Source organism: Streptomyces sp. NBC_01217 (genome assembly GCF_035994185.1).
Classification (GTDB): Bacteria; Actinomycetota; Actinomycetes; order Streptomycetales; family Streptomycetaceae; genus Streptomyces.
This window is the reverse complement of record NZ_CP108538.1, coordinates 2,832,607-2,859,411: the sequence shown is the minus strand read 5'-3', so window position 1 is coordinate 2,859,411 and position 26,805 is coordinate 2,832,607. Positions and strand designations below refer to the sequence as shown.

The window sequence follows — 26,805 nt, the reverse complement described above, 5'->3', positions numbered from 1 at the left end:
CGCGCAATGACCGAGATCATCGCCGTCGCCGCCATCACCGTCCTCGCCGTGATCAGTCCGGGCGCGGACTTCGCGATGGTCGTCCGCAACAGCTGCCTCCACGGGCGTACGACGGGACTGCTGTCCGCCGTCGGAGTCGCCGCGGGCGTGCTGTCCACGTCACGTACACGATGCTCGGCGTCGGGCTGCTGATCGCGTCCTCGACCGCCCTGTTCACCGCGATCAAGCTGATCGGCGCGGCTTATCTCGTCTACATCGGGGTGCGGACCTTCCTGGCCCGCAGCGACATCGGCGTCGACCTGGACTCCGCGCCCGGGCTGACCCGGCTCGGGGCCCTGCGCACCGGCTTCCTCACCAATGCGCTGAACCCCAAGACCACGCTCTTCGTCGTGTCGACCTTCACCCAGGTCGTCGGGCCGACCACCGGCCTGTGGCAGCAGGCCGGATACGGCTTGTTCATGTCCGCCGCGCACCTCGGCTGGTTCGGCGTGGTCGCGCTGTTCTTCTCGAACGCGCGACTGCGCACCGCGATGCTGAGGTGGCAGAAGGCCCTCAACCGGACCATCGGATCGGTGCTCGTCGGCCTGGGCGTCACCCTGGGCCTGGGAGGGCACTGAAGACCCCGGCCCGCTGAGCGACGCCCGCCGGACCCCGGGTCAGCTGGTGTGCACCTCCAGCGCGGACCTGACCGCCGACTCCACGGCCCCCTCGATCCAGGCCGGCTTGATCGAGGTGTGGCAGCCCGCGAAGTGCAGCGGCCCCTCGACCGAGCGCACATCGGCGAACAGCTCGGTGTGCTGGCCCGGCAGCAGCACCGAGGCCTCGCCGTACGCGTACGGGTCACGCATCCACGACTGGGTGGCGCCGACACCCGTGTAGAAGACCTCGATGCGCTGCCCGTACACGTCCTGCACCCCGCCCAGGGCGTGCGGGTAGCGCTCGTCGTCGTCCAGCGAGTCCCACTTCAGCGCGTCGTCGGCCCAGCTGTACGAGGCGAGGACGACACCGCCCGCGCTCCGTTCGACCGGGTGGGACGGCTGGAACATGAAGCGGTTGGCGTTGTCGGTGACCGATCCGCCGCCGATGACATGCGCCGCCTCGGGCTGGTTGCGGGCGGTGGCGCGGTACGCCGCGTAGTGCACGCGCTGGTTGGGCGGGAGATGACCGCGCGGTACGGAGGCATGGGCGCCCAGCAGCGAACCGTCGGCCGGCGCCTTGCCCAGCCGGTAGTCGTCGTACAGACCGGGCCTGATCCTCTCCAGCTCGGTCTTCCACTGCTCCTCCTCGAACTCCCACCAGCGGAGGCTGAATTCGAGCAGCACCTTGGTCGCCGCGTCGTAGTGGATCTCGGTGATCGCGCGCCGCTTGCCGTACGAGAGCGCGGGGGCGACGGGGATGTGACGCAGCCCGGAGAACGGCACGGTGATGATCGCCCGGTCGCCGGTGAACGTCTCGCGCACGAGCGGCCTGCCGTTCTTGCCCTCGGACACCGTCTCCACCCGGACGCTGTCCGTGCCGTAACTGATCCTGGTGGCCCGGCGGTCCAGCCGCACGAGGTCCTTGACCCGCTTGTACATCGCGTCGGCCAGGGTTGCGGTGCCGTCCGGCAGCTCGAAGAACGCGGTGTCCGGGCTGATCAGGGAGGCCCCGATGAAGCTGTGCACAAAGGCGAGATGGAGCCGCGAGGTGAGGTTCTCGACCGTGCCGATGAGGTCGATGGTGCGCTCGTCGAGCTTGGCCGCCTCGGTCAGGAAGCGGAACATCGACCAGTGTCCGTACTGCTGGATGACCCGCGCCCAGCCCTCGACGAGCTCGCGGCCCTCCTTGCCCTCGAACTCCTTGCGCACGGGTGCGAAGGCATCCCGCACGATCTGCGCGGCGGTCTTGTTCTCGAACGCCGCGGGGACCCCGAACGAGCGGTTGACCGCCTGCGGCTTCTGCGCGTAGTCGGCCTTGCGCATCCGGATGCCGTTGACATGGATCCAGGTGCGGTTCGCCGGGCGGCCCTCGGCATCGACATCGACCAGATAGAAGCGGCGGCGCTTCAGACCGAAGCTGTCGATGAGCCCGGTCACGAGCGGATGGCTGTCGGGGATGCGCATGGCACCGGCCTCGGCGTACTGCTTCGGGTCGGCGAACGGCGCCTTCGCGTTCTCGTGGCCGCCCTTGCGGAAGGTCTTGATCCGGCCGCCGACGCGGTTGCCGTTGGCCTCGATCACGGTGACGGTGTGCCCGGCGCCGCGCAGCAGATGGGCGGCGGTGAGCCCGGCCGGGCCTGCGCCGACGACCAGCACCTTCTTGGGATCCTTGCGGCTGCGCGGCAGGCCCTTGGACAACAGGATGTCGCGGTAGGCGGGGACCAGCGGCTGGTCCTGTTCGTCGCGTACGAGGATGGCGCGGGCGATGGCCAGGCAGGCGTCCCAGTCCGAACCGGTGGCCGCGGGGGCGAGCGCGGTACCGGATGCGGCGGGGGCGCCGAGGGCGGCCGGAGCGACGGCCTGCGCGGAGCCCGCGGCGGTCGTGGCGAGGGCGGCGGCACCGGCGGCGGCGCCCGTGATCATGGTGCGGCGGGAGGGCAGGCCGGAGGAAGGTCCAGCAGGCTTCGAAGTCATGCCGCCACCCTGAGGCGCCCGGGACCGTGCCCTTTGCCCGAACGCGCGTAGATCACCCGGAAATCACCCGCAGGTGGGGCTTATCGATCTTGTCGTACAGGCGTCGCCGCAGGTCATGTCATGATCGAGGGTTCTCGGCTCCCGTCGTCAGGGCATGTCAGCGCACCGCGAATCCGTACACGGTCGTGGACACGTACTCCTCGCCCGGCCGAAGCACCGTGCTCGGGAACTCGGGCCGGTTCGGGGAGTCCGGGAAGTGCTGGGTCTCCAGCGCGATCCCGGCGCACGGGCCGAACGGCCACCCGTCGAAGTGGTCCGCCGTGTACAACTGCATCCCCGGCTCCGTCGTGCTGACGGTCAGGACGCGCCCCGACGCCGCGTCGTACAGCTCGGCCACCGGGCCCGGTCCGGCCCCGTCCAGCACGAAGTTGTGGTCGTAGCCCGCACCGACCGGCTTCGGCTCGCGGAAGTCGAACCGCGTCCCGTCCACCGGCAGGAACTCGCCCGTCGGCAGCGACTCCGCGTCCGCCGGGGTGATCCGCCCGGCCGAGATCCGCAGCACCTGCCCGAGCGCGCTGCCGCTGTCGTCGCCCGCGAGATTCCAGTACGTGTGGTTCGTCAGGTTCAGCACCGTGGGCGCGTCCGTCGTCGCCCGGTACGCGATCCGCAGCGCCCCGCCCCCGTCCAGGGTGTACGTCGCCGACACCGTCAGGCGCCCCGGGAAGCCCTCCTCGCCGTCCTCGGAGACCAGGGACAGCTCTACGCCGTCCGGCACCGCCCGCGCCCGCCACACGCGCTTGTCGAAGCCCAGGGCCCCGCCGTGCACATGATTGCGCCCCTCGTTGCGCGTCACCCGGTGTGTGTGCCCGTCCAGTTCGAAACAGGCACCGCCGATCCGGTTCGCGTACCGCCCGACCAGCGCGCCGAAATACGGACCGCGGTACGTCTCGTACCCCGCGAGATCCGGCAGCCCGAGCGCGACGCCCGCCCGCACCCCGTCCCTGCCGGGCACCTCGACCGACTGCACGATGCCGCCGTACGTCAGGACACGCACCCGCGTACCGTCCCGCTCCAGCGTCCAGCGGTGCACGACGGTGCCGTCCGCGAGGGTGCCGAACTCTTCCGCACGCGTCACCGTGCTCGAACCTGTGTCCATGATCACGGACCCTACGCCGGAGGCCTGGCCGAAGTGACATTGCGGTAGGCGATCTCCGCCAGCCGCGCCTGCCCGTTCCGCCCCGGGTGGAACCAGTCCCACTGGCTGAGCTGCTTGCCGGTGAACGCGTAGTCGAAGACCGCGTCGCCGTCGTAACGGCAGCGCAGATCCTTCGCGCAGACCTCCCGCAGCGCGTCGTTGTACGCCACGACCCGCTCCTGCACCGAGGCGCGCCGGGCCACGGCGCGTGCGCTCATGTCGTCCGCGTCACCCAGCATCGACTGACAGATCCCCAGCTTCCAGATCTGCTTGCCCAGCTCGTTGCCGCGCCCCGTCGACCAGAGCCGCTTGAGATCCGGCACGCTCGACACGTACACCTGCGCCTTCGGTGCCCCGGACCGCAACTGACGCATCGACGCCTCGAACGACGCCCGGAAGTCCGCCACCGGCGTCATGAAGCGCGCCGTGTCCCGGCAGGCGTCATTGGCGCCGATCATCACCGTCACCAGCTCCGGCTTCTCCTTCGCGGCCAGCGCCATCTGCTCCGGCAACTGCGCGATCCTGGCGCCCGTCTCGGCGTGGTTCCAGCTGCGCGCGGCAGCCCCCGACTTCCCGAGCAGTCGCACGGCGAGGCTGCGCACCCTGCTGTCCGTACCGGTCGCCCAGGACACCTCCGGGCAGTCCGCCAGCACCGAACAGGCATCGAAACCGCGGGTGATGGAGTCGCCGACGGCGGCCACCGACTTCGGACTGCGGTCCCACACGGGGCCCCGCTTGGCGGGCGGCCGCCGCTGCTCGGCCGCCGCGCCCTTCGTCGTCCCGTCCCGGCCGGAGTCGCAGCCGGTCAGAGCGGCCGTGCCGAGCAACGAGACCGCCGCCAGGGCAGCGGCCGCGATACGCGAACGATGGCGGGCGGAACGATCCTGCATCCCTGGGTTCCCCTCGGTTATGCCCCCGGCAACCCCTCGTGGCACCGGTCGGACGGCCCGGGTGCTCGGCAGGGTGAAAGCTGAGCGAATGATGGGCCCAGGACCGACGGTACGTCACACCTCGGACGCCGCCGCGCGGTAACTTTTCCTCGTCGAACCAGCGGCGCGCTCCCTCACCCGGCTCCACTCGGGTGGCTTTCTGTAAATCACATCACGTCACATACTGTCCCTTTTCAGGAGATTCACCCCGATGCTGTTTACTGATGACAACCTCGGGAACCGGCCGAGAAGCGACGGTACGGGCGCGAGGCCGCTGGGGAAGGCGAACTTCGTCCCACACTGGAGGTCCCGGTGACGACACGTGGAGTTCTGTACGTTCACTCCGCACCGCGCGCGCTCTGCCCCCATGTCGAATGGGCGGTGGCGGGTGTCCTCGGTGTGCGGGTACAACTGGACTGGATCAGACAGCCTGCCGCGCCGGGCACCTGGCGCTCCGAGTTCTCCTGGCAGGCCCGGCCCGGCACGGCGTCGAAGCTGGCCTCCGCGCTGCGGGGCTGGGATCTGCTGCGCTTCGAGGTGACGGCGGAGCCGAGTCCCACGTCGGAGGGCGAGCGCTACAGCTCCACGCCCGGGCTGGGCATCTTCCACGCGGTCACCGGCATGCACGGCGACATCCTGGTGCCCGAGGACCGGCTGCGGGCGGCGCTGGCGCGGTCGGTGCGGGGCGAGACCGACCTGGAGGCCGAGATCGCCAAGCTGCTCGGCAAGCCGTGGGACGACGAGTTGGAGTCCTTCCGCCACGCGGGGGAGGGCGCGCCGGTGCGGTGGCTGCACCAGGTGGTGTGAGTCCCCCGGCGTGAATTCCAGCCTCGCCGGCGTTTGAGGCGCGGGGTCCGGGGCAGAGCCCCGGTTCGGGAAGGGGCGGGTCGGGGAAAGCCCCGCGCAGCGGACGAGGCCCGCCTCCCCGAGAGGGGGAAGCGGGCCTCGGCGTACCAGCGGCGGACCGTGCGTCAGACGCTGCGGAACGCCAGAACCACGTTGTGCCCACCGAACCCGAACGAGTTGTTGATCGCGGCGATCGACCCCTCCGGCAGCGGCCGCGGCTCATCGCGCACGATGTCCGCCTCCACCGCGTCGTCGAGGTTCTCCACGTTGATCGTGGGCGGAGCCATCCGGTGGTGCAGCGCCAGGACCGTCATGACGGTCTCGATGCCGCCCGCGCCACCGAGGAGATGACCGGTCATCGACTTCGTCGCGGAGATCGCGACATGGTCGAGGTCGTCGCCCAGCACCTTGCGCAGCGCCTTCAGTTCCGCGACATCGCCCTGCGGCGTCGACGTGGCGTGCGCGTTGAGGTGCACGACCTCCGACGGCTTGAGGTCCGTCTGGTCCAGCAGGTTCTGCATCGCGGCGGCGATGCCGCGACCGGTCGGCTCGGGCTGCGCGATGTGGTGGGCGTCCGCGGACAGCCCCTGGCCCAGCACCTCGCAGTAGATCTTGGCGCCCCGCGCGGCGGCGTGCTCCGCGGACTCCAGGACGACGACGCCGGCGCCCTCGCCGAGGACGAAGCCGTCACGGCCCGTGTCGTACGGACGCGAGGCCTTCTCGGGCTCGTCGTTGTTCTTGGACATCGCCATCATGTTGGCGAACGCGGCGATCGGCAGCGGGTGGATGGCCGCCTCGGTGCCACCGGCGAGAACCACATCGGCACGGCCGGTGCGGATCATCTCGACGGCGTACCCGATCGCCTCCGCGCCCGAGGCGCAGGCGGAGACCGGAGTGTGCACACCGGCCTGGGCGTTGACCTCCAGGCCGACGTTGGCGGCCGGGCCGTTGGGCATGAGCATGGGCACGGTGTGCGGGGAGACGCGGCGTACGCCCTTCTCCTTCAGCACGTCGTACTGGTCGAGCAGGGTGATCACGCCACCGATACCGGAGGCGATGACCGTACCCAGCCGCTCGGGCTGGATCGTGTCGTCCTCACCGGCCTTGCCGGTGAAGCCGGCGTCCGCCCACGCCTCGCGGGCCGCGATCAGCGCGAACTGCGCCGAGCGGTCCAGCTTGCGGGCGAGCGGACGGGGCAGGACGTCGCCCGGGTCGACGGCCGCGAGGGCGGCGATCCGGACGGGCAGTTCGGCGAAACGTTCGCCCTCGAGAGGCTTGACGCCGGAACGACCGGCCATCAGACCTTCCCAGGTCGACGCCGAGTCGCCACCCAGCGGAGTGGTTGCGCCGATACCGGTGACGACCACGGTGCGATTGGTCGAGTTCACTGGAAAATCTTCTCCACGTGTAGAGGGTCGTGAATCAGCGGCGCCACCGCCGGGTGGCGACACAGGAGCCGGCCTGATCAGGCCTGGTGCTTGAGGATGTAGCTGGCGGCGTCGCCAACCGTCTTGAGGTTCTTGACGTCCTCGTCGGGGATCTTGACGTCGAAGCGCTCCTCGGCGGCGACGACGACCTCGACCATGGACAGCGAGTCGACGTCCAGGTCGTCGGTGAAGGACTTGTCCAGCTGGACGTCCTCGACCGGGATACCGGCGATCTCGTTGACGATCTCGGCGAGACCGGTCACGATCTCTTCCTGAGTGGCGGCCATGTTGGCGCTCCTTCGGTGTTTATCTGCAGGGTTTGGACGTCCGGGCCGAAAGGCCTGGTGTGCCTAGGGGAGAGTAACGACCGTCGCGGCGTAGACGAGACCCGCCCCGAAGCCGATGACGAGCGCGGTGTCGCCGCTCTTCGCCTGACCGGTCGCCAGAAGCCGCTCCATAGCGAGCGGGATCGAGGCGGCGGAGGTGTTGCCGGTGGTTTCGACGTCACGGGCGACCGTGACGTTCTCCGGCAGCTTCAGGGTCTTCACCATCGAGTCGATGATCCGCATGTTGGCCTGGTGCGGAATGAAGACGTCCAGGTCTTCCGGGGCGATCCCGGCCGCGTCCAGCGCCTGCTGGGCGACCTTCGCCATCTCGAAGACGGCCCAGCGGAAGACCGCCTGGCCCTCCTGCGTGATGGCCGGGAACTTCTCCGGGCGCTCGGCGTGGAACTCGTCCCACGCCACGGTCTGCTTGATCGTGTCGGACTTGTCGCCCTCGGAGCCCCAGACGGTGGGGCCTATGGCGGGCACCTTGGAGGGGCCGACGACGACCGCGCCGGCGCCGTCGCCGAAGAGGAAGGCCGTCGCGCGGTCCTCCTTGTCGGTGAGGTCGCTGAGCCGCTCCACGCCGATGACGAGAACGTACTCCGCCGAACCCTCGACGATCATGCCCTTGGCGAGGGTCAGCCCGTAGCCGAAGCCCGCGCAGCCGGCCGAGATGTCGAAGGCGGCGGGCTTGCCCGCGCCGACCTTGTGGGCGATCTCGGTCGCGATGGCCGGGGTCTGCTTGAAGTGCGAGACGGTGGAGACGACCACGGCGCCGATCTGTTCGGGAGTGATCCCGGCATCCGCGATGGCCTTTCCGGCCGCCTCGACGGACATCGCGGCCACGGTCTCCTCCTCGGAGGCCCAGTGGCGGGTGGCGATGCCGGAGCGCGAGCGGATCCACTCGTCGGACGAGTCGATCGTCTCGAGGATCACCTCGTTGGGCACGACACGGGTCGGACGGTAGCCGCCGACACCCATGATGCGTGCGTACGGGGCGCCCTTGCTGGGCTTGATCTTCGACATGCTCTCGGGCTCCTTAGGCGCCCGCGTGCTCGGTGATGAGCGCGCGGGCTGCGTCGAGGTCGTCGGGGGTCTTGAGCGCGAGGGTCTGCACACCGGGCAGCGCGCGCTTGGCGAGACCCGTGAGGGTGCCACCGGGGCACGCCTCGATGAGAGCCGTGACGCCCAGCTTCTTGAAGGTCTCCATGCACAGGTCCCAGCGGACCGGGTTGGCCACCTGGCCGACCAGCCGCGAGATGACGTCGTCGCCGATGGTGACCGTGGCTCCGTCGGCGTTGGAGACATATGTCACGGTCGGGTCGCTGATCTTCAGCTCCAGGGCGGCCTCGCGCAGCCGGTCGACCGCGGGCGCCATGTGGTGCGTGTGGAAGGCACCGGCGACCTTGAGGGGCACCACACGGCGCACGCCCTCGGGCTTGTCCTCGGTCAGCGCGGCGATCTGCGCGGCGGTGCCGGCGGCGACGATCTGGCCGCCCCCGTTCACGTTCGCCGGGGTCAGCCCGAGCTTCCGCAGGTGCGGGACCGTCACCTCGGGGTCGCCGCCGAGCAGCGCCGCCATGCCGGTCTCGGTGACCGCCGCGGCGTCGGCCATGGCGAGCCCACGGGTCCGTACGAGACGGAGTGCGGCCTCGTCTTCGATGACTCCGGCGAGGGCGGCTGCGGTGATCTCACCCACGCTGTGACCTGCGACGATGTCGGGCGACGCGTTGAGCGCGGCGGCGGACAGCAGACCGGCGGCGACCAGCAGGGGCTGCGCCACCGCGGTGTCACGGATCTCCTCCGCGTCGGCCTCGGTCCCGTAGTGGGCGAGGTCGAGTCCGATGGCGTCGGACCAGGCCGCGATGCGGTCGGCGGCACCGGGGAGGTCGAGCCAGGGAGTCAGGAAGCCGGGCGTCTGAGCGCCTTGGCCGGGAGCGACGAGTACGAGCACCCTCACACTCTCTCTTGTGAACGGTCCGGAACACCCGTGGGGACAGGGACGAAGAACCGTATGGGGAATTGTTGATGTCTGACAAAAGTCTAGGACTGGGGATCTCTCGCAGCCAAGCGCCCCAGGATCAGGGCGATTCGGAGCGTGAACGCAGAGCGGACATCGGACGGTGACCATCCGGTGACGTCAGTCACACGTCGTAGCCGGTAGCGCACGGTGTTGGGGTGGACGAACAACATCCTGGCCGCACCCTCCAGGCTGCTCGCCTGCTCCAGATACACGCTCAGCGTCTCCAGGAGTGCGGACCCCGCCTCCTCCAGCGGTCTGTAGATCTCCTCCACCAATTGGTCCCGTGCGGCAGGGTCTCCCGCCATCGCGCGCTCCGGCAGCAGATCATCGGCCAGCACCGGCCGCGGGGCGTCCTGCCAGGCACCGCACGCCCTGAGCCCGGCGGCCGCGGCCTGCGCGGACCGGGTGGCCGCCAGCAGGTCGGGCACCACGGGCCCGGCGACGACGGGACCGGCCGCGTACGGGCCGATCAGCGCCTTCGCGACATGCAGCGGGTTGTCGCTGCCGCCCGCGATGACTACGAGGCGGTTGCCGAGCACCCCGGTCAGGACCTGGAGCTTCGCGTGCCGGGCGGCCCGCCGGATCGCCTCCACGGTCAGCTCGCTGTCACCGTCCGGGGCCGTACCCAGCAGTACGCAGACATGCTCGGGGGAGTTCCAGCCGAGCGCCGCGGCCCGGGACACGGCGCCCTCGTCGGCCTCGCCGGACAGCACCGCGTTCACCACGAGCGATTCCAGCCGGGCGTCCCAGGCGCCGCGGGCCTCGGCGGCCTGCGCGTACACCTGGGCAGTGGCGAAGGCGATCTCACGCGCGTAGACGAGCAGCGCCTCACGCAGCACCGACTCGTCGCCGGGCGCGGCGACCTCCTCGATCGCGGCCTCCATGACCTCGATCGTCGTACGCACCATCTCGACGGTCTGCCGCAGGGTGATCGCCCGGGTCAGCTCGCGCGGGGCCGTGCCGAACACATCGGTCGAGATGGCCTGCGGGGTCTCCGGATGCCGGAACCACTCGGTGAACGCCGCGATCCCGGCCTGGGCCACCAGGCCGATCCAGGAACGGTTCTCCGGTGGCATCGCCCGGTACCACGGCAGTGACTCGTCCATGCGGGCGATCGCATTGGCGGCCAGCCGGCCGGAGGACTGCTCCAGCCTTTTCAGGGTCGCGGCATGCAGGTGGGCGGCGTTCGCAGCGGGCTGCTCAGGATCGGGTCGGGGCACGGACACAAGACTGCCTTATCGGACCGTGTGCACGGAGGGCCGGGGCGGCAGCGGGTCGTACTGCCGAGTATCCGCCGGGGGATCCCTCAGCGCTCCGGCAGGGCTACCGTGGGCGGGTGATTTCCGTACACCGCGCCGAAGACCGCTTCCTCGGCGGGGACGAGGCCGCAGGCATCCTGTCCCGGCACGCCTTCTCCTTCGGCAGCTTCTACGACCCGGACAATCTGCGCTTCGGCGCGGTCCTGGCATGCAACTTTGAACACCTCGCGCCCGGCGCGGGCTTCGACGAGCACCCGCACAGCCATACGGAGATCGTCACCTGGGTCGTCGAGGGCGAGCTGACCCACCGTGATTCGGCCGGCCACGCCACGGTCGTACGGCCCGGGGACCTCCAGCACCTCAGCGCCGCCGCCGGAGTACGCCACATCGAGCGCAACGACGGGGACGCCCCGCTGACCTTCATCCAGATGTGGCTGGCCCCGCTCGAACCGGGCGGCGAACCCTCGTACACGATCGTTCCCGGCATAGCCGACGCCACCCCGTACGCCCTCCCGGAAGCGGGCGCGATGCTGCACGTACGCAGACTGGCCCCCGCGGAACGCACGGCGGTCCCGGACGCGGCACGGGCGTACATCCACGTGGTGACCGGGGGCGTACGGCTCGGCAACGAGGAACTGGGGCCGGGCGACTCGGTCCGGATCACCGGCGAGGAGGGCCTTGAACTGGTGGCGCAGGACACGGCCGAGGTGCTGATCTGGGAGCTGTCGGCCTGAGCGCTCCGGTGATCTACCGGAGCCCGTCCACGAAGGTGCGCCAGGCGTCGGCTCCGACCATCAGGACGGGGCCGCCGGGGTTCTTGCTGTCGCGGACGGGGACGGCGCAGGGGAGACCGTCGACGACCTCGACGCAGTCGCCGCCGCTGGTTCCGCTGTAACTGGACTTGCGCCACTGTGCTTCGGCCAGGTCATGGCTGGTCCCCATAGCGTTCCTCCATCACACGAGCGATCAGTGTCGCCGAGTCCTCGGGGGAGAGGGCAGTGGCTTGTAAACGAGCGTAGCCGACCGAACGCTCCTTGATCACCTGGGGATTGGCGGTCATGTGGCCCTGGTCGTAGCTCTCCACGTAGAAGAGATCGGGGTCGTCATCGAACCGGAGAAGGTTGAACGACCCCATCATTCCCGTGTGCTGGCCGACGGAGAACGGAAGCACCTGGATATGCACCCAGGGGTCGTCGCGGAAGTCCAACAGGCGTGTCAGTTGCGCGTGCATGACGACGCGGCCGCCAACCTCCTGGTGCAATGCGGCCTCGCTCAGGACGACCCACAAGGCGGGCGGATTCTCGCGCTTCAGTATCCGCTGGCGGTCCAGACGGGCCGCCACCATCTCGTCAACTTTGCTCGGGTGATCGACACCGAGCAGCGCCCGCGCGTACTCCTCTGTCTGGAGGAGCCCGTACACCAACTGCGCCTGGTACGTGGAGATGTACGTCGCACGCGCCTCCATGTCCGCGTACGGCTGGAACCAGGTGGGCAGTTGGCTGCGCAGGACGAGGCCGACCAGGCGCGAGAACACTCCGTCCGTGCCGAGTGCGGCGTCCACTCGCTCGGAGAAGTCGCGGGTGGGGATCTTCTTCGTGGTCTCGATCTGGCCGATCAGGGAGCCGGTGCAGAAGATGATGTCGCCGAGCTGGCCCTGCTTGAGGCTGTGGGCTTCTCTCTGGCGGCGCAGCTCCCAGCCGTAGTAGTCCAGCGGGGAAGCGCTCGGGTCGAGCGTGTGGATGTTGGCCACGTGGGGACCTCCGGCCTGCAACGCCTCGCGGCGTTCGTTTCGGTACGTAGCCGAGCGTAATCAACGCATTGCACGCTGGTGGCATGAATGAAGCAACTGCTTTACCGAAGGACGGCGTGGAGCCGAACTATCACGCCGATTTCGCGGTGGGTGAGCACTCCGCGCGGCATCTGCGCCACATCCTGCGGCTCTACCTCACCGGCTGGGATCTTTGCGAGGTGGCCGACGCGGCCGAGCTGGCACTCACCGAACTGATCGCGAATGTCGTACGGCACGTCCCCGGCCGCCGCTGCCAGACATTCATCTTCCTGCTCCCGGGCCGGGGTGTTCGCGTCGAGGTGGCGGACGGCTTCCGTCAACTTCCCTGCGTGGCCACGGGTGATGACGAACTCGGCGAGGGCGGGCGCGGGTTGCTCCTGGTCGACGCGCTCACCGACGGCTGGGGCGTGGAGCCGCGCCGCGACGGCACCGGCAAGACGGTGTGGTTCGAGTGTCTGGCCGCGAAGGCGGCGGACCGGCCGGAGGGGACGTGGCTCAGTGGCCGGAACGGAGCTCCGCGAGCACCGCATCCGTGAACACCGGCCACGCCTCGACCGCCCACGGCCCGAAGGCCCGGTCGGTGAGTGCGACGCAGGCCGCGCCCGCGACCGGGTCGATCCACAGGAACGTCCCGGACTGCCCGAAGTGCCCGAAGGTCGCCGGGGACGACGAAGCGCCCGTCCAGTGCGGCGACTTGGAGTCCCGGATCTCGAAGCCGAGTCCCCAGTCGTTGGGGTTCTGGTGGCCGTAGCCCGGCAGCACACCCTTCAGGCCGGGGTGTACGACGGTCTGCGCGGCCAGCACCGTACGCGGGTCGAGCAGCCGCGGCGCCTGCACCTCGGCCGCGAACCGTACGAGATCGTCGACGGTCGAGACACCGTCCTTGGCGGGCGAGCCGTCCACCGTGGTCGCCGTCATCCCCAGCGGCTCCAGCACCGCCTGGCGCACGTACTCCGGGAACGGGATGTCGGTGGCCTTGGCGATGTGGTCGCCGAGCACCTCGAAGCCCGCGTTGGAGTAGAGCCGCCGGGTGCCGGGAGCGGCCGTCACCCGGTGCTCGTCGAAGGCGAGCCCACTGGTGTGCGCGAGCAGATGCCGCACGGTGGACCCCTCGGGCCCGGCCGGCTCGTCGAGCTCGACCGCCCCCTCCTCGTACGCCAAGAGCGCCGCGTAGGCCGCGAGCGGCTTGGTGACGGAGGCGAGCGGGAATCGGTGCGCGGTCGGGCCGTGCGTACCGACGACGGCGCCGTCCGCTCGTACGACGGCGGCCGCCGCGGTGTGGACGGGCCAGTTCTCGATCATCGCCAGGCTGTGCATGCGTACGAGCCTAAAGGGACGCTCGGCGCGGCTCCGAGGGGGTCACCCGGCCGCCTCCGAAACCCGTTGCCGGTTGCGCTTGCTTCGAGTGCACTCCAAGGTTCTAGCGTGGAGGGCATGACGGTGATGGAGAGCACTTCTGCGAAGGTGGACGTATGCGCGGCGGCGCCCAGGGTGCATCCGCGTCCCGAGGGGCAGGACCGCTACACCATCAGCGAGGTCGCCGAATTCACCGGGCTCACCGCGCACACCCTGCGCTGGTACGAGCGGATCGGGCTGATGCCGCACGTCGACCGGTCGCACACCGGGCAGCGCCGCTTCACCAACCGGGATCTGGACTGGCTGGCCTTCGTCGGCAAGCTGCGGCTGACCGGGATGCCGGTCGCCGACATGGTCCGGTACGCGGAGCTGCTGCGCGAGGGCGAGCACACCTTCGAGGAACGGCAGGAGCTGCTGGAGGCGACCCGCCGCGACGTGAGGACGCGGATCGCGGAGCTCCAGGACACCCTCGCCGTTCTCGACCACAAGATCGACTTCTATGCGAGTGCCCGACGGGCGCCGGAAAGGCCCTGTGCCTCATGACTGACAACAAGATCACCACCGTGGAGCTCGGCAGCGGCGGCCCGCAGGTCGGCGTGCAGGGGCTCGGCTGCATGGGCATGAGCGAGTTCTACGGTGAGACCGATGAGTCCGCCGCCCGCGAGACGCTGGAGACGGCGCTGTCGGCGGGCGTCACGCTCTTCGACACCGCGGATGTATACGGTCGCGGCGCCAACGAGACGTTCCTCGCCCCGTTCGTCGGCGCGCACCGGGACGAGATCACCCTCGCCACGAAGTTCGCCATAGAGCGGACCGACGACCCGCAGTACCGGGGAGTGCGCAACGACCCCGCGTACATCCGCCAGGCCGTCGAGGACAGCCTGCGCCGCCTGAACACCGACGTCATCGACCTCTACTACATGCACCGCCGCGACCCGGCCGTTCCGCTGGCCGAGTCCGTCGGTGCGATGGCCGAGCTGGTGCAGCAGGGCAAGGTCAAGCAGCTCGGGCTGAGCGAGGTGACCGGCGCGGAGCTGCGCGAGGCGTACGCCGTGCACCCGATCGCCGCCCTGCAGTCCGAGTGGTCGCTCTTCAGCCGGGACGTCGAGCGCAGCGCCGTGCCCGCAGCCGTCGAGCTCGGGGTGACCGTCGTGCCGTACTCGCCGCTCGGCCGGGGCTTCTTGACCGGGGCGTTCGCGGACGCGGCCAAGGACCTGTCGGAGAGCGACTTCCGCAAGTACCAGCCGCGCTTCACGGGCGACAACGCGAAGACGAACGCCGCCCTGCTGGAGCCCGTCCACAAGATCGCCGCGGCGCACGGGGCGTCGGCCGCGCAGGTGGCGCTCGCCTGGGTGCACCAGCGGGCGCAGGTGCACGGCCTGACCGTGGTGCCGATCCCGGGCACCCGCAAGAGCAGCCGCCTGCTGGAGAACGTGGGCGCCACCCGGCTCACGCTGACCACCGAGGAGCTGGCGCTGCTGGAGCCGATCGCGGGGCGGGTGGCGGGGGACCGGTACCCGGACATGAGCTCGACGTCCACGGCGCGCGAGTAGTCGTTCCCGGCGGGCCGGTTCTGGTGCCCGCCTACAGCTCCGCGAGCAGCTGGGCCTTCTTCGCGGTGAACTCGTCGTCCGTCACCAGACCCGCCCGGTGCAGCTCCCCCAGGTGCCGTATCCGTTCCGCGATGTCGGCCGGATCGCGCCGCCCCGCGCCTGCCAGGACGGCGGCCGGGGTGGCGGGGGCCGGCTGCTTCCTTCGTACGGATTCCAGTACGGCCGCGGCGAACGGCAGCGACTCGTGCACGGGGCCGTAGCCGAGGCCGAAGACCACCGCGGCCGGGTCCTGATCGGGCCGGGCGGGGTGGGGGGTCACCGGCGGCGCACCCCGCACCGCCTCCGTGCCCGCCGCGACCGCTCCCGGGGCAGTGGTCTCCGGGTTCCTCGGAAGCAGGCGCAGATAGCCCTCGAAGGCCTCGGGCGAGCGCCACTCGACGCCGCTCAGCTCCGTCACCGGGAACGTCTGGTCGCCGGCCTTCCACTTCGCCGTGGAGGCGCCCGTCCAGAACCAGCGGAAGGAGATCCGGTCGCCGTCGAAGCCGGCCCGGCCGTCGTACGCCTTGAACTGCATCGGCGCCTCGGGGGTCGCGACCAGGAACCGGTCGGCGCTCTGCGCGGCATCGGGGCCGAGCAGGGCGCGCAGTTCGTCCGCGTAGTACTCGGCGAGCGTCTCGCGCTCGGCGGGAAGCACCAGGCGGTACGGATCGCAGCCGTCCTTCAGCTGCCCGGCCGCGGCCTCCAGCAAGGGATCGGCGCCCGGTCTCGGCACCGCACGCAGGACCACCGTGCCCCGCTTGCCCGGGGTCAGCGTCACCGACGACAGCGCCGCGTACGGGACGCGGCGCTCACGCAGGCTCTGGAAGAGCCTCGGCGTACGTATTCCCCGTTCGAAGCGGATGAGCACGGAGTCGGTGTCGAACTCCCAGGTGGCATGAATTCCGGCCAGCACATCACCCATGTGCCTCATCGTATGCGGCACTTGCCCGCACGTCCCCCCTCGGCGTGAGTCCCGATGCGGGGCTCGCCGCCCGTGTCAGATCCCCTGGCCGCCGCCGGCTCCGTCGTGGCAGGTGCTGTCGGAGCTCGCACAGCTCACCGAGGCGTAGGCGCCCACGCCGATCGCGGCGAAGTTGCTGAGGCTCTCGGTGCCCGGCTCGAAATAGCCGCTGTGTCCGACCGCGCCGCCTGTCGCGGCGATGCGCGCGCCGAAGGCCGGGTCGACCGGATCGGCGCCGTGCCCGAGGCCGCCGAGCTCCAGGTTCGGTACGTCCTCGATCCAGTCGTCGTGGTCCCGCATCGCCCACACCCTGGCGTCGGTGTGCAGCTGAGCAGCGTTCTCCACCCGCATGCCGGGGCTGCCCGCGACCGCGATGTCGGCGACCCTGGAGGGCAGTTCATGCGCGGCGACCCCGCACAGCACCGAGCCGTAACTGTGGCAGAACAGCGAGACCGGGGCGTGCCCGGGCAGCGCGTCCACCAGGGCCTTCAGTCGGACCGCCCCGCGCTCGGCGAGGTTCCCCAGCGCCGCGTCCATGCCGATTCCGGCGGGCGTGGTGTAGTCGGCCCAGGCGATGACGGCGGTACGGGTTCTGGGGCGCGCGGCGCGCTCCGCCGCGTACAGCGACTTCGCCATGCCGACGGGGGCGGCGTTCACCTTGGGGGCGGGCCGCTCCAGCGTCAGCAGGTTGGTGTCGACGCCGGGGACGACCACGGAGATCCGCTCGGCCCGGCCGAGATCACCGAACACCTCCGCGGCGCGTCCCTTTCCGGACGGGTCGAAGGCGAGGATGTGCCGGCCCCGCGCGAGCATCGACTGGAAGCGTTCCATCCGGTGGAGCGCCTCGGCGCGTCCGTCGGGGGAGAGCCTGGCGTCGTGCATGCGCTGCCGCTCGACCGCCCGCGCCTGCACCAGGGCCCGCCGGTTGGCGTGGTAGCGCAGGGTGACCGGGGCGCCGTTCAGATTGCCCACGACCAAGGGGTACTTGTCGGCCAGCGCGGTGCGCTGCGCGGCCGTGAGCGTGGCGAAGAACTGCGCCAGGCGGTGCGGTGGCGCGTCGGCGTCCGGCAGTGCGCGACCTCCTACCCGGTCCCGTGCCCAGGAGGCGAGTGCGAGGGTGCGTGGCTCGTCGGACTGCTGGTGGCGTACGGCGGTCCAGCCCGTGGTCGCCAGCATCACGAACACAACCGCTACGGCGAGGAGCGCGCGCCATGCGGTGAGCGTGGGGGAGGAGTCGAAGGAAGTCACTTCGGCCCAGATTAGGAGACGCGCGACGAGAGCCGTGAAGAGGGTGACGCACATCACCCGGCCGTCGGGAATTCAGGACCCCTCATTTCACGCTGTGTTGCTCCGGGTTGCACTCTCAGACGCGCGGGGCGTCGCTCGGGGCGTCGCATGTGACCGCGGGGGCGCGGCTGTTGTGAAGTCGGTCATGCGGCGGCCTGTGAAGTCGGTCATGGCGCAGTCGGTGAAACGGTTCATGGCGCAGTCGGTGACCGGTTCATGGTGCGGCAGTGAGATGTTCGGTAAAGCGGCGCTGCGACGTTCGGCGAAGCGGCAGTGAGGTGTTCGGCGCATCGGACGGAGGTTCCATGGTGCTAGTGACCGGGCCCGGCTTCGGCCCCCGCCCGCCAGTTCCCGGCCAGGGCCGGCCCGAGCTGGTCCAGGTACGCCTCGGTCAGCGCGCGCAGCGAATCCACGCTGGTGTCCCGCCCCTGCCCCCAGAGCTGCCCGGTCACCCGCATCACCCCGGAGAACGCGGCCACGGCGACCCTCGGCCGCGGGTCCGTCTCGATGTCGAGCCCCTCGCGCTTGGCGATCAGCAGCGCGATCTCGTTCTCCAGGTCCGTGCTGCGCCGCAGGTGGGCGGCGAGCAGCGACGGCGTCGACTCGATCATCCGGAACGTACGCATGTGGAGCTCGACCGTGATGACCGCCTCGATCGCCTCGCCGATGCTGTTCCAGGCGCAGAGCACCGCGCGGCGCATCGCCTCCAGCGGGGCTTCCGCGGCGGGGCGCCTGCGCAGTTCCGAGAGGAAGTACGACTCCACCATCTCCTGTATGGCGAAGGCGGCCGCCTCCTTGCCGGCGAAGTAGCGGAAGAAGGTGCGCTGGGAGACCTCCACGGCGTCGACGATCTCGTCGACCGTGGTCTCCTCGTACCCCTGGGTGGTGAAAAGATCGAGGGCGGCGTGCAGCAGGGCGTCCCGGGTGCGTCGCTTCTTCCGTTCGCGCAGTCCGGTCGGATACGCGGCCCGTTGCCCACCGGTCACTGAACTGGTCCTCTTTCTGTTGCTTTGTCCAGCTCAGCGTACCTGTGAGCTACGTGACAGTTACTGTCTTGTGAAATGGTTTGTCAACTGTCAGCGGCTGACACTAATCTCCCGTGCATGACTAGTCAGACCACCGTCGAAACGGCGTCGCGGGAGCCACAGGAAACCGTCGTGCCCGCACCTGCCAAGGGGCTGCGCGGCCACCCCTGGCTGACGCTCTTCTCCGTGGCCATCGGCGTGATGATGGTCGCGCTCGACGGGACGATCGTCGCGATCGCCAACCCCGCCATCCAGCAGGACCTGAACGCCTCGCTCGCAGACGTCCAGTGGATCACCAACGGCTACATGCTCGCCCTCGCGGTCTCCCTGATCACCGCGGGCAAGCTCGGTGACCGGTTCGGCCACCGCCAGACCTTCCTCATCGGTGTCGTGGGCTTCGCCGCGGCATCGGGGGCCATCGGCCTCTCCAGCAGTGTCGCTCTCGTGATCGCGTTCCGGGTGCTCCAGGGCCTCTTCGGCGCCCTGCTGATGCCCGCGGCGCTCGGTCTGCTGCGCGCCACCTTCCCGGCCGAGAAGCTGAACATGGCGATCGGCATCTGGGGCATGGTGATCGGCGCCTCGACCGCGGGCGGCCCGATCCTCGGCGGCGTGCTCGTCGAGCACGTCAGCTGGCAGTCGGTCTTCTTCATCAATGTGCCGGTCGGCGTGATCGCGCTCCTGCTGGGCCTGGTGATCCTCAGGGATCACCGCGCCGAGAACGCGCCGCGCTCCTTCGACATCGGCGGCATCGTGCTGCTGTCCCAGGCGATGTTCTGCCTGATCTGGGCGCTGATCAAGGGCGCCGAGTGGGGCTGGGGCGACTACAGGACGATCGGCTTCCTGGGTGCGGCCGTGGCCCTGTTCGTGGTCTTCGCGCTCTCCCAGAAGAACGTCAGGGAGCCACTGATCCCGCTGGCGATGTTCCGGTCCGTGCCGCTGTCCGCGGGCGTGGTCCTGATGGCGCTGATGGCCTTCGCCTTCCTGGGCGGGCTGTTCTTCGTCACCTTCTACCTCCAGAACGTGCACGGTCTGAGCCCGGTCGACAGCGGTCTGCACCTGCTGCCGCTGACCGGCATGATGATCGTCGCCTCGCCGCTCGCGGGCGTCATGATCACCAAGTTCGGCCCGCGGGTTCCGCTCGTCGGCGGCATGGTGTGCACGGCGGTTGCCATGTTCGGCATGTCCCAGCTGGAGATCGGCACCGGCACCCTGACCATGTCGATCTGGTTCGGTCTGCTCGGCCTCGGCCTCGCCCCGGTGATGGTCGGCGCCACCGAGGTCATCGTCGGCAACGCCCCGATGGAGCTCTCCGGCGTCGCGGGCGGTCTGCAGCAGGCCGCCATGCAGGTCGGCGGCAGCCTCGGTACGGCGGCGCTGGGCGCGGTCATGGCCTCCCGGGTCGACTCGCAGCTCGCCGACAACTGGGCGGCCGCGAAGCTTCCGCCCCTGCCGCCTGAGCAGCTGGACGCCGCGTCCTCGGCCGTCGAGGTCGGCGTACCGCCGGTGGCCGCCAACACGCCGCCGGAGATCGCGGGGAAGATCGCGGACGTCGCCCATGACACGTTCGTGTCGGGCATGAGCACGGCGTTCATGGTCGCAGGCATCGTCGCGGTGGTCGCCGCACTCGTCGCCACGCTCGCCAAGCGCGGTGCGAATGCCGAGGCCGGCGCTGGAGCGGGCCACATCTGATCGCTCCTCGCGACGCTCCTGCGGCGTCAACACAGTGCGTACAACAGCCCCGCCGGATCGTTCCGGCGGGGCTTGTCGCCTATCAGGGTGGTGTGCCCCGCAGCCCCTTCCCCGGGCGCCGTCCCGCGGGTCAGGGTGCGTGCAAGCGATTCGCACCACCACGGGGGTATTTCCATGCGTACGACCGTTCTTGCCGCCGCCCTGGCCGCCGCCTCGCTGGCCGCCACCGCCCTGATTCCGCAGGCCGAGGCCCACTCCGCGGCCGTCCGGCCCGGAGCGTGCGAAAGCGGTCAGCTCTGTCTCTGGGAGAAGCCGGACTTCACCGGCGCCCGCCAGGTCCATGAGCTGTCCACCATCGACATCGAGAGCTGTGTACCGCTGCCCGCGGGCAGCAAGGTCCAGGCGCTCGCCAACCGCACCGGCCGCCCGGTCACCACGTACCAGTCCGCCGAGTGCGGCGAGACCGGTGAGTTCGAGACCTATCCGGGCGGCGGCACCTGGGTGCCCCGGTCCCCGTACCAGGTCAGGGCCTTCAAGGTCTGGGAGAACTGACCGGACCGGATACGCCGAAGGGCGGCGGGACCGGGAGTCCCGCCGCCCTTCGCGCGTCGTACGCGATGCCTACGCGTCGCCGCCCGCCGCGCCCGGGTGGGCCGCGGTCACATCCAGCAGCTCGTACCGGTCGATCGCCGTCTTCAGCAGCGAACGGTCGATCCGGCCCTGCTTCGCGAGCTCGGTGAGCACCGCGAGGACGATCGACTGCGCGTCGATGTGGAAGAACCGGCGGGCCGCGCCACGGGTGTCGGCGAAACCGAACCCGTCCGCGCCCAGCGACTGGTACGCACCGGGCACCCAGCGCGCGATCTGGTCCGGAACGGAACGCATCCAGTCCGAGACCGCGATGAACGGGCCCTCGGAGCCGGAGAGCTTCCGCGTGACGTACGGGACGCGCTGCTCCTCCTCCGGGTGCAGCAGGTTGTAGCGCTCCACGTCCACGGCCTCGCGGCGCAGTTCGTTCCAGGAGGTCGCCGACCAGACGTCCGCGCGGACGTTCCACTCGTCGGCGAGGATCCGCTGGGCCTCGACAGCCCACGGGACCGCCACACCGGACGCCATGATCTGGGCCGGGATCTCGCCCCGCTCGGCGCCCTTGTAGCGGTACACGCCCTTGAGGATGCCTTCGACATCCACGTTCTCGGGCTCGGCCGGGTGCTGGATCGGCTCGTTGTAGACGGTGAGGTAGTAGAAGACGTCTTCGTTCTCGTCGGGGGTCCCGCCGTACATCCGCCGCAGACCGTCCTTGACGATGTGCGCGATCTCGTAGCTGAACGCCGGGTCGTACGCGACACAGCCCGGGTTCGTCGAGGCGAGCAGCTGCGAGTGGCCGTCCGCGTGCTGGAGACCCTCACCGGTCAGCGTCGTACGACCGGCGGTCGCACCCAGCACGAAGCCGCGCGCGAGCTGGTCGGCCATCTGCCAGAACTGGTCACCGGTGCGCTGGAAACCGAACATCGAGTAGAAGACGTACACCGGGATCAGCGGCTCGCCGTGCGTGGCGTACGCCGAACCGGCGGCGATCAGCGAGGCCGTGCAGCCGGCCTCGGAGATGCCGTCGTGCAGCATCTGACCGGTCGGCGACTCCTTGTACGCGAGCAGCAGATCGCGGTCCACCGCCTCGTACTGCTGGCCCAGCGGGTTGTAGATCTTCGCGCTCGGGAAGAACGCGTCCATGCCGAAGGTGCGGTACTCGTCGGGCGCGATCAGCACGAAACGCTTGCCGATCTCCTTGTCCCGCATGAGGTCCTTCAGGATGCGGACAAACGCCATGGTCGTGGCGATCGACTGCTGACCCGAACCCTTCTTCGCGGTCGCGTACGTCTTGTCCTCGGGGAGGGGCAGCGGCTTCGCACGCACCACACGGGTCGGGACGTAACCGCCCAGGCCCTTGCGGCGGTCGTGCATGTACTGGATCTCCTCCGAGTCGCGGCCCGGGTGGTAGTAGGGCGGGTAGCCCTCGTCCAGCTGCTTGTCCGTGATCGGGATGTGCAGTCGGTCGCGGAAGCGCTTGAGGTCCTCGACCGTGAGCTTCTTCATCTGGTGGGTCGCGTTGCGGCCCTCGAAGTTCGGCCCCAGCGTCCAGCCCTTGACCGTCTGCGCCAGGATCACCGTCGGCTGGCCCTTGTGGGCCTTGGCCGCCGCGTAGGCCGCGTAGACCTTCTTGTGGTCGTGACCGCCGCGGCCCAGGTGCAGGATCTGGTCGTCGGTCATGTCCTTGACCATGTCGCGCAGCCGCGGGTCGTCCCCGAAGAAGTGCTCACGGATGTACGAGCCGGACTCGGTGGCGTACGTCTGGAACTGACCGTCCGGCGTGGTGTTCAGCTTGTTGACCAGGATGCCCGTGCGGTCCTGCGCCAGCAGCGGGTCCCAGGAGCGGTCCCAGACCAGCTTGATGACGTTCCATCCGGCGCCGCGGAACTGCGACTCCAGCTCCTGGATGATCTTGCCGTTGCCGCGCACCGGGCCGTCTAGGCGCTGCAGGTTGCAGTTGACCACGAAGGTCAGGTTGTCCAGGCCCTCGCGGGCGGCGATGGAGAGCTGGCCCAGCGACTCGGGCTCGTCCATCTCGCCGTCACCGAGGTAGGCCCAGACGTGCGACTGGGAGGTGTCGGCGATGCCGCGCGCCTCCATGTAGCGGTTCATCCGGGCCTGGTAGATCGCACCGAGCGGGCCGAGGCCCATCGAGACGGTCGGGAACTCCCAGAAGTCCGGCATCAGCCGCGGGTGCGGGTAGCTGGACAGGCCGTCCGGCGCCTTCGACTTCTCCTGGCGGAAGGCGTCGAGCTGCGCCTCGCTCAGCCGGTCGAGCAGGAAGGCGCGGGCGTAGATGCCCGGGGACGCGTGCCCCTGGAAGAAGATCTGGTCACCGCCCAGACCGTCGTCCTTGCCCCGGAAGAAGTGGTTGAAGCCCACGTCGTACAGCGAGGCCGAGGACGCGAAGGTGGCGATGTGGCCGCCGACGCCGATCCCCGGACGCTGGGCGCGCGACACCATCACGGCCGCGTTCCAGCGGGTCGCGTTGAGGACCTTGCGCTCGATCTCCTCGTCGCCGGGGAAGAACGGCTCGTCCTTCGTGGCGATCGTGTTCACGTAGTCCGTGCTGCGCATCTCCGGCACGGCGACGCGCTTCTCGCGCGCACGCTCGATGAGCCGGAGCATCAGGTAACGGGCCCGCTCGCGGCCTCGCTCGTCGACCGCGGCGTCGAGCGAGTCGAGCCACTCCTGGGTCTCTTCGGGATCGAAGTCCGGGACCTGGCTCGGCAGGCCGCCAATGATGATCGGGTTGCGATCGGATCCGGAAGCCACGCTGTTCCTTCGCTATTAGGTGCTGCTCTACGGGGCCTGGTCACGGGAGAACATGCCCCCGGGATGTATGCATGTACGCCATCACCATCGTGTACCGCGGGGGCGCAAACGTCACCTCTACCGAGGGGTAACCGCCGTGTTGCGAGACATCGCGTCCTGCGCGCGGGGATGGGCTGGTCCAAACCGCAACCATACGCCCAAGCCGTCCAAGCGTTCCCAAAGGATGTTCGACTCCGAATGGCGAACCGAAACGGCATAAGCTGTGGAAGGACGTAAAGGGTGTGACGGTAGCGCCGGGCCCCGCGAGGGACCTGCCGACAGTGCGGCGACGTGACAGGGATCGTCACCGTTTAGGCGGTCTCGCACGCTGGGTACTTGCGCGATCCGCCGCTCCCGTGTGGACTACGGCCAACGCCCCGCGCACGCGCGTGGCTGAAGCATTTTCCGAAACATGATCAGGAGGCAACCCGTGAGCGCGACCGCGGACCACGCGGAGGAGCGGACCAACCCGGCAGCACGCCTGGGGTTCGAGCCCGGACAGGTGGTCCAGGAGATCGGCTACGACGACGACGTCGAGCAGGAGCTCCGTGAGGGCATTGAGGCCACTACCGGCCAGGATCTCGTCGATGAGGACTACGACGACGTCGCAGACGTCGTCCTGCTGTGGTTCCGAGACGAGGACGGCGACCTTACGGACGCGCTGGTGGATGCCATTGGTCTGATCGAGGAAGGCGGCGCGGTCTGGCTGATGACGCCGAAGACCGGCCGTGAGGGATACGTCGAACCGAGCGACATCAACGAGGCCGCTCAGACGGCCGGTCTCTCCCAGACCAAGAGCATCAATGCGGGCAAGGACTGGACGGGCAGCCGTCTGGTCACGCCGAAGGCGGCCAGAGCCAAGCGCTGAACCGGCTGTGCCACGCACTCGCCCTGAAGGCCCCCGACGGCATGCGCCGCCGGGGGCCTTCTGCGTACGGCTGGGGGCCTTTCGCGTACGGCTGCCGGGGTCTCCTCTTTCGTACCGGGCGACCTGGCGACCTGCGGACCGGGCGCGGGATGTGCCCGTGCGGGCGCTGCGCGGCCTGCTGCGGGCTCTGCGTAGGGTGGGAGCCACCCGGACAGCCCAGCCCGGTGAACGTAGCGAAGGGACGCGTTTCATGGCGATCGAGGTCGGCACCCAGGCCCCGGATTTCGAGCTGAAGGACAACCACGGCCGGACCGTGAAGCTCTCCGACTTCCGCGGCGAGAAGAACGTCGTGCTGCTGTTCTACCCGTTCGCCTTCACCGGCGTCTGCACGGGCGAGCTCTGCGCGCTCCGTGACGAGCTGCCGAGGTTCGAGAACGCCGACACGCAGCTGCTCGCCGTCTCCAACGACTCCATCCACACCCTGCGGGTCTTCGCCGAGCAGGAAGGCCTGGAGTACCCGCTGGTCTCGGACTTCTGGCCGCACGGCGCGACCTCGCGGGCCTACGGCGTCTTCGACGAGGAGAAGGGCTGCGCGGTGCGCGGCACCTTCATCATCGACAAGGAGGGCGTGGTGCGCTGGACCGTCGTCAACGGTCTGCCCGACGCGCGCGACCTCAACGACTACATCAAGGCGCTCGACACGCTCTGATCCGGGTCCGGTGGATCCGCGGGCGTCCCTGCCAAAAGCCTGCTCCGGCCGGGAACCGGTCACTAGGATCCACTCGTTGATCGGATGCCAACGCAACGTGGAGGCGCCGGCGCCCGCCGGCCCCCAAGGAAACCAATGGGAGGACTCGTGGGAGTCAGCCTCAGCAAGGGCGGCAACGTCTCGCTGACCAAGGCCGCGCCCAATCTGACCGCGGTCATCGTCGGTCTGGGCTGGGATGCCCGTACCACCACCGGTGGTGACTTCGACCTCGACGCCAGCGCCCTGCTGACGAACGCGGAGGGCAAGGTCGGCAGCGACGGCAACTTCGTCTTCTTCAACAACCTCAAGAGCCCCGACGGCTCCGTGGAGCACACCGGTGACAACCTCACCGGTGAGGGCGAGGGCGACGACGAGGTCATCAAGGTGAACCTGGCCGGCGTTCCGGCCGATGTCGACAAGATCGTCTTCCCGGTCTCGATCTACGAGGCCGAGTCCCGCCAGCAGAGCTTCGGCCAGGTGCGCAACGCGTACATCCGCGTGGTCAACCAGGCCGACAACACCGAGCTGGCGCGCTACGACCTGAGCGAGGACGCCTCGACGGAGACCGCCATGGTCTTCGGCGAGCTGTACCGCAACGGGGCGGAGTGGAAGTTCCGTGCCATCGGCCAGGGTTACGCCTCCGGGCTGCGCGGCATCGCGCAGGACTTCGGCGTCAACGTCTGAGAAGGCGCGACCGGGCCGAGCCGTCCAGGCGCAGCCCCGGCCGCACCGACAGGTACCCCGTCCGGCGCCGCACACCGTGCGGCGCCGGACGCGCTCAACAGCCCGTTCACAGGCTCAACAGACGGTTTCATCGACTCGGGGAGGACACACCATGGGCGTCACGCTCGCCAAGGGAGGCAATGTCTCCCTCTCCAAGGCCGCACCCAACCTCACCCAGGTGCTGGTCGGGCTCGGCTGGGACGCACGATCCACCACTGGCGCCGACTTCGACCTCGACGCCAGCGCGCTGCTGTGCCAGTCGGGCCGGGTGCTCGGCGACGAATGGTTCGTGTTCTACAACAACCTCACGAGCCCCGACGGCTCCGTGGAGCACACCGGTGACAACCTCACGGGTGAGGGCGAGGGCGACGACGAGTCGGTCATCGTGAACCTCGCACAGGTGCCGGCGCACTGCGACAAGATCATCTTTCCGGTCTCGATCCATGAGGCGGACAACCGGGGACAGACCTTCGGCCAGGTCAGCAACGCGTTCATCCGCGTGGTGAACCAGGCGGACGGCCAGGAACTCGCGCGTTACGACCTCAGCGAGGACGCCTCGACGGAGACCGCGATGATCTTCGGCGAGCTGTACCGGTACAACGGCGAGTGGAAGTTCCGAGCGGTGGGACAGGGGTACGCGTCGGGTCTGCGAGGCATCGCTCTAGACTTCGGGGTCAACGTTTCGTAAAGCCGCGCACGGCGCGGGGGAGCCCCGTACACACCCGGGGGAGACCCGTTACATAACACG

At 69.6% G+C, this 26,805-nt stretch carries 26 protein-coding genes and 1 pseudogene; 12 read left to right on the top strand and 15 right to left on the bottom strand.

Annotation, left to right across the window (positions count from 1 at the left end; translation table 11 throughout):
• The first annotated feature begins 6 nt into the window (after window positions 1-6).
• Window positions 7-617, top strand: a pseudogene (locus OG507_RS12515) (LysE family translocator).
• A gap of 39 nt (window positions 618-656) precedes the next feature.
• Here OG507_RS12515 and OG507_RS12510 read toward each other — a convergent pair.
• The 3 genes from OG507_RS12510 to OG507_RS12500 all read right to left on the bottom strand — a co-directional run bounded on the left by OG507_RS12510 (window position 657) and on the right by OG507_RS12500 (window position 4,697).
• Window positions 657-2,612 carry an FAD-dependent oxidoreductase gene (locus OG507_RS12510; RefSeq protein WP_327367266.1) on the bottom strand — a complete coding sequence of 652 codons (1,956 nt, stop codon included), beginning with the start codon at window positions 2,610-2,612 and terminating at the stop codon, window positions 657-659.
• Between the two features lie 157 nt (window positions 2,613-2,769).
• Window positions 2,770-3,768, bottom strand: coding sequence for an aldose epimerase family protein (locus OG507_RS12505; RefSeq protein ID WP_327367265.1), 999 nt, complete (start codon window positions 3,766-3,768; stop codon window positions 2,770-2,772).
• 11 nt (window positions 3,769-3,779) lie between these two features.
• Window positions 3,780-4,697: an SGNH/GDSL hydrolase family protein gene (locus tag OG507_RS12500; protein ID WP_327367264.1), complete on the bottom strand. Its 918-nt coding sequence runs from the start codon at window positions 4,695-4,697 to the stop codon at window positions 3,780-3,782.
• 351 nt (window positions 4,698-5,048) lie between these two features.
• On the opposite strand from OG507_RS12500, the gene OG507_RS12495 reads away from it, so the two are divergent.
• Window positions 5,049-5,543, top strand: a complete 495-nt coding sequence (locus OG507_RS12495; RefSeq protein WP_327367263.1) for a DUF3145 domain-containing protein — start codon at window positions 5,049-5,051, stop codon at window positions 5,541-5,543.
• Between the two features lie 164 nt (window positions 5,544-5,707).
• Here OG507_RS12495 and fabF read toward each other — a convergent pair whose 3' ends face one another.
• The 5 genes from fabF to OG507_RS12470 all read right to left on the bottom strand — a co-directional run bounded on the left by fabF (window position 5,708) and on the right by OG507_RS12470 (window position 10,578).
• Window positions 5,708-6,970, bottom strand: coding sequence for a beta-ketoacyl-ACP synthase II (gene fabF / locus OG507_RS12490; RefSeq protein ID WP_327367262.1), 1,263 nt, complete (start codon window positions 6,968-6,970; stop codon window positions 5,708-5,710).
• 77 nt (window positions 6,971-7,047) lie between these two features.
• Window positions 7,048-7,296, bottom strand: coding sequence for an acyl carrier protein (locus OG507_RS12485; protein WP_327367260.1), 249 nt, complete (start codon window positions 7,294-7,296; stop codon window positions 7,048-7,050).
• Window positions 7,297-7,359: 63 nt separating this feature from the next.
• Entirely contained in the window at window positions 7,360-8,361 is a 1,002-nt protein-coding gene (locus OG507_RS12480) for a ketoacyl-ACP synthase III (protein ID WP_327367259.1), read from the bottom strand.
• A 13-nt stretch (window positions 8,362-8,374) separates the two neighbouring features.
• A complete protein-coding gene (locus OG507_RS12475; RefSeq protein ID WP_327367258.1) occupies window positions 8,375-9,289 on the bottom strand; it encodes an ACP S-malonyltransferase in 915 nt (304 codons plus the stop codon).
• An 89-nt stretch (window positions 9,290-9,378) separates the two neighbouring features.
• Entirely contained in the window at window positions 9,379-10,578 is a 1,200-nt protein-coding gene (locus tag OG507_RS12470) for a PucR family transcriptional regulator (RefSeq protein WP_327367257.1), read from the bottom strand.
• A gap of 116 nt (window positions 10,579-10,694) precedes the next feature.
• On the opposite strand from OG507_RS12470, the gene OG507_RS12465 reads away from it, so the two are divergent.
• Entirely contained in the window at window positions 10,695-11,351 is a 657-nt protein-coding gene (locus OG507_RS12465; protein WP_327367256.1) for a pirin family protein, read from the top strand.
• A gap of 13 nt (window positions 11,352-11,364) precedes the next feature.
• On the opposite strand, the gene OG507_RS12460 is transcribed toward OG507_RS12465, so the two are convergent.
• Window positions 11,365-11,559, bottom strand: a complete 195-nt coding sequence (locus OG507_RS12460) for a DUF397 domain-containing protein (protein WP_327367255.1) — start codon at window positions 11,557-11,559, stop codon at window positions 11,365-11,367.
• Window positions 11,543-12,367, bottom strand: coding sequence for a helix-turn-helix domain-containing protein (locus OG507_RS12455; protein ID WP_327367254.1), 825 nt, complete (start codon window positions 12,365-12,367; stop codon window positions 11,543-11,545). The genes OG507_RS12460 and OG507_RS12455 overlap by 17 nt, the downstream gene beginning before the upstream one ends.
• Before the next feature lie 83 nt (window positions 12,368-12,450).
• On the opposite strand from OG507_RS12455, the gene OG507_RS12450 reads away from it, so the two are divergent.
• Window positions 12,451-12,942: an ATP-binding protein gene (locus tag OG507_RS12450; RefSeq protein WP_327367253.1), complete on the top strand. Its 492-nt coding sequence runs from the start codon at window positions 12,451-12,453 to the stop codon at window positions 12,940-12,942.
• Here OG507_RS12450 and OG507_RS12445 read toward each other — a convergent pair.
• Entirely contained in the window at window positions 12,902-13,723 is an 822-nt protein-coding gene (locus tag OG507_RS12445) for a serine hydrolase domain-containing protein (protein ID WP_327367252.1), read from the bottom strand. The genes OG507_RS12450 and OG507_RS12445 overlap by 41 nt on opposite strands.
• 117 nt (window positions 13,724-13,840) lie before the next feature.
• On the opposite strand from OG507_RS12445, the gene OG507_RS12440 reads away from it, so the two are divergent.
• Window positions 13,841-14,305, top strand: a complete 465-nt coding sequence (locus OG507_RS12440) for a MerR family transcriptional regulator (RefSeq protein WP_327367251.1) — start codon at window positions 13,841-13,843, stop codon at window positions 14,303-14,305.
• Complete coding sequence (locus tag OG507_RS12435; protein ID WP_327367250.1) at window positions 14,302-15,315, top strand: aldo/keto reductase; 1,014 nt, start codon at window positions 14,302-14,304, stop codon at window positions 15,313-15,315. The genes OG507_RS12440 and OG507_RS12435 overlap by 4 nt, the downstream gene beginning before the upstream one ends.
• Window positions 15,316-15,346: 31 nt before the next feature.
• Here the strand turns inward: OG507_RS12435 and OG507_RS12430 are convergent, their stop codons facing one another.
• From OG507_RS12430 to OG507_RS12420, 3 genes are all read right to left on the bottom strand, one after another.
• Window positions 15,347-16,276, bottom strand: coding sequence for a DUF4429 domain-containing protein (locus tag OG507_RS12430; RefSeq protein ID WP_327367248.1), 930 nt, complete (start codon window positions 16,274-16,276; stop codon window positions 15,347-15,349).
• 75 nt (window positions 16,277-16,351) lie between these two features.
• Window positions 16,352-17,563, bottom strand: a complete 1,212-nt coding sequence (locus tag OG507_RS12425) for an alpha/beta hydrolase (protein WP_327367247.1) — start codon at window positions 17,561-17,563, stop codon at window positions 16,352-16,354.
• 350 nt (window positions 17,564-17,913) lie between these two features.
• Window positions 17,914-18,588: a TetR family transcriptional regulator gene (locus OG507_RS12420; protein ID WP_327367246.1), complete on the bottom strand. Its 675-nt coding sequence runs from the start codon at window positions 18,586-18,588 to the stop codon at window positions 17,914-17,916.
• 117 nt (window positions 18,589-18,705) lie between these two features.
• On the opposite strand from OG507_RS12420, the gene OG507_RS12415 reads away from it, so the two are divergent.
• Window positions 18,706-20,316: an MFS transporter gene (locus tag OG507_RS12415; RefSeq protein WP_327367244.1), complete on the top strand. Its 1,611-nt coding sequence runs from the start codon at window positions 18,706-18,708 to the stop codon at window positions 20,314-20,316.
• Window positions 20,317-20,490: 174 nt separating this feature from the next.
• On the top strand, window positions 20,491-20,868 hold the full coding sequence (locus OG507_RS12410) for a peptidase inhibitor family I36 protein (RefSeq protein WP_327367243.1): 378 nt from the start codon (window positions 20,491-20,493) through the stop codon (window positions 20,866-20,868).
• 69 nt (window positions 20,869-20,937) lie between these two features.
• Here the strand turns inward: OG507_RS12410 and aceE are convergent, their stop codons facing one another.
• Entirely contained in the window at window positions 20,938-23,679 is a 2,742-nt protein-coding gene (gene aceE / locus OG507_RS12405) for a pyruvate dehydrogenase (acetyl-transferring), homodimeric type (protein ID WP_327367242.1), read from the bottom strand.
• Between the two features lie 469 nt (window positions 23,680-24,148).
• Between aceE and OG507_RS12400 the strand changes: the two genes are divergently transcribed.
• From OG507_RS12400 to OG507_RS12385, 4 genes are all read left to right on the top strand, one after another.
• Entirely contained in the window at window positions 24,149-24,586 is a 438-nt protein-coding gene (locus OG507_RS12400; RefSeq protein ID WP_327367241.1) for a DUF3052 domain-containing protein, read from the top strand.
• 250 nt (window positions 24,587-24,836) lie between these two features.
• Window positions 24,837-25,295, top strand: coding sequence for a peroxiredoxin (locus OG507_RS12395; protein WP_327367240.1), 459 nt, complete (start codon window positions 24,837-24,839; stop codon window positions 25,293-25,295).
• 147 nt (window positions 25,296-25,442) lie between these two features.
• Window positions 25,443-26,018 carry a TerD family protein gene (locus OG507_RS12390; protein WP_203185949.1) on the top strand — a complete coding sequence of 192 codons (576 nt, stop codon included), beginning with the start codon at window positions 25,443-25,445 and terminating at the stop codon, window positions 26,016-26,018.
• Between the two features lie 151 nt (window positions 26,019-26,169).
• Window positions 26,170-26,745, top strand: coding sequence for a TerD family protein (locus tag OG507_RS12385; protein ID WP_266361694.1), 576 nt, complete (start codon window positions 26,170-26,172; stop codon window positions 26,743-26,745).
• The last annotated feature ends 60 nt before the right edge of the window (window positions 26,746-26,805 follow it).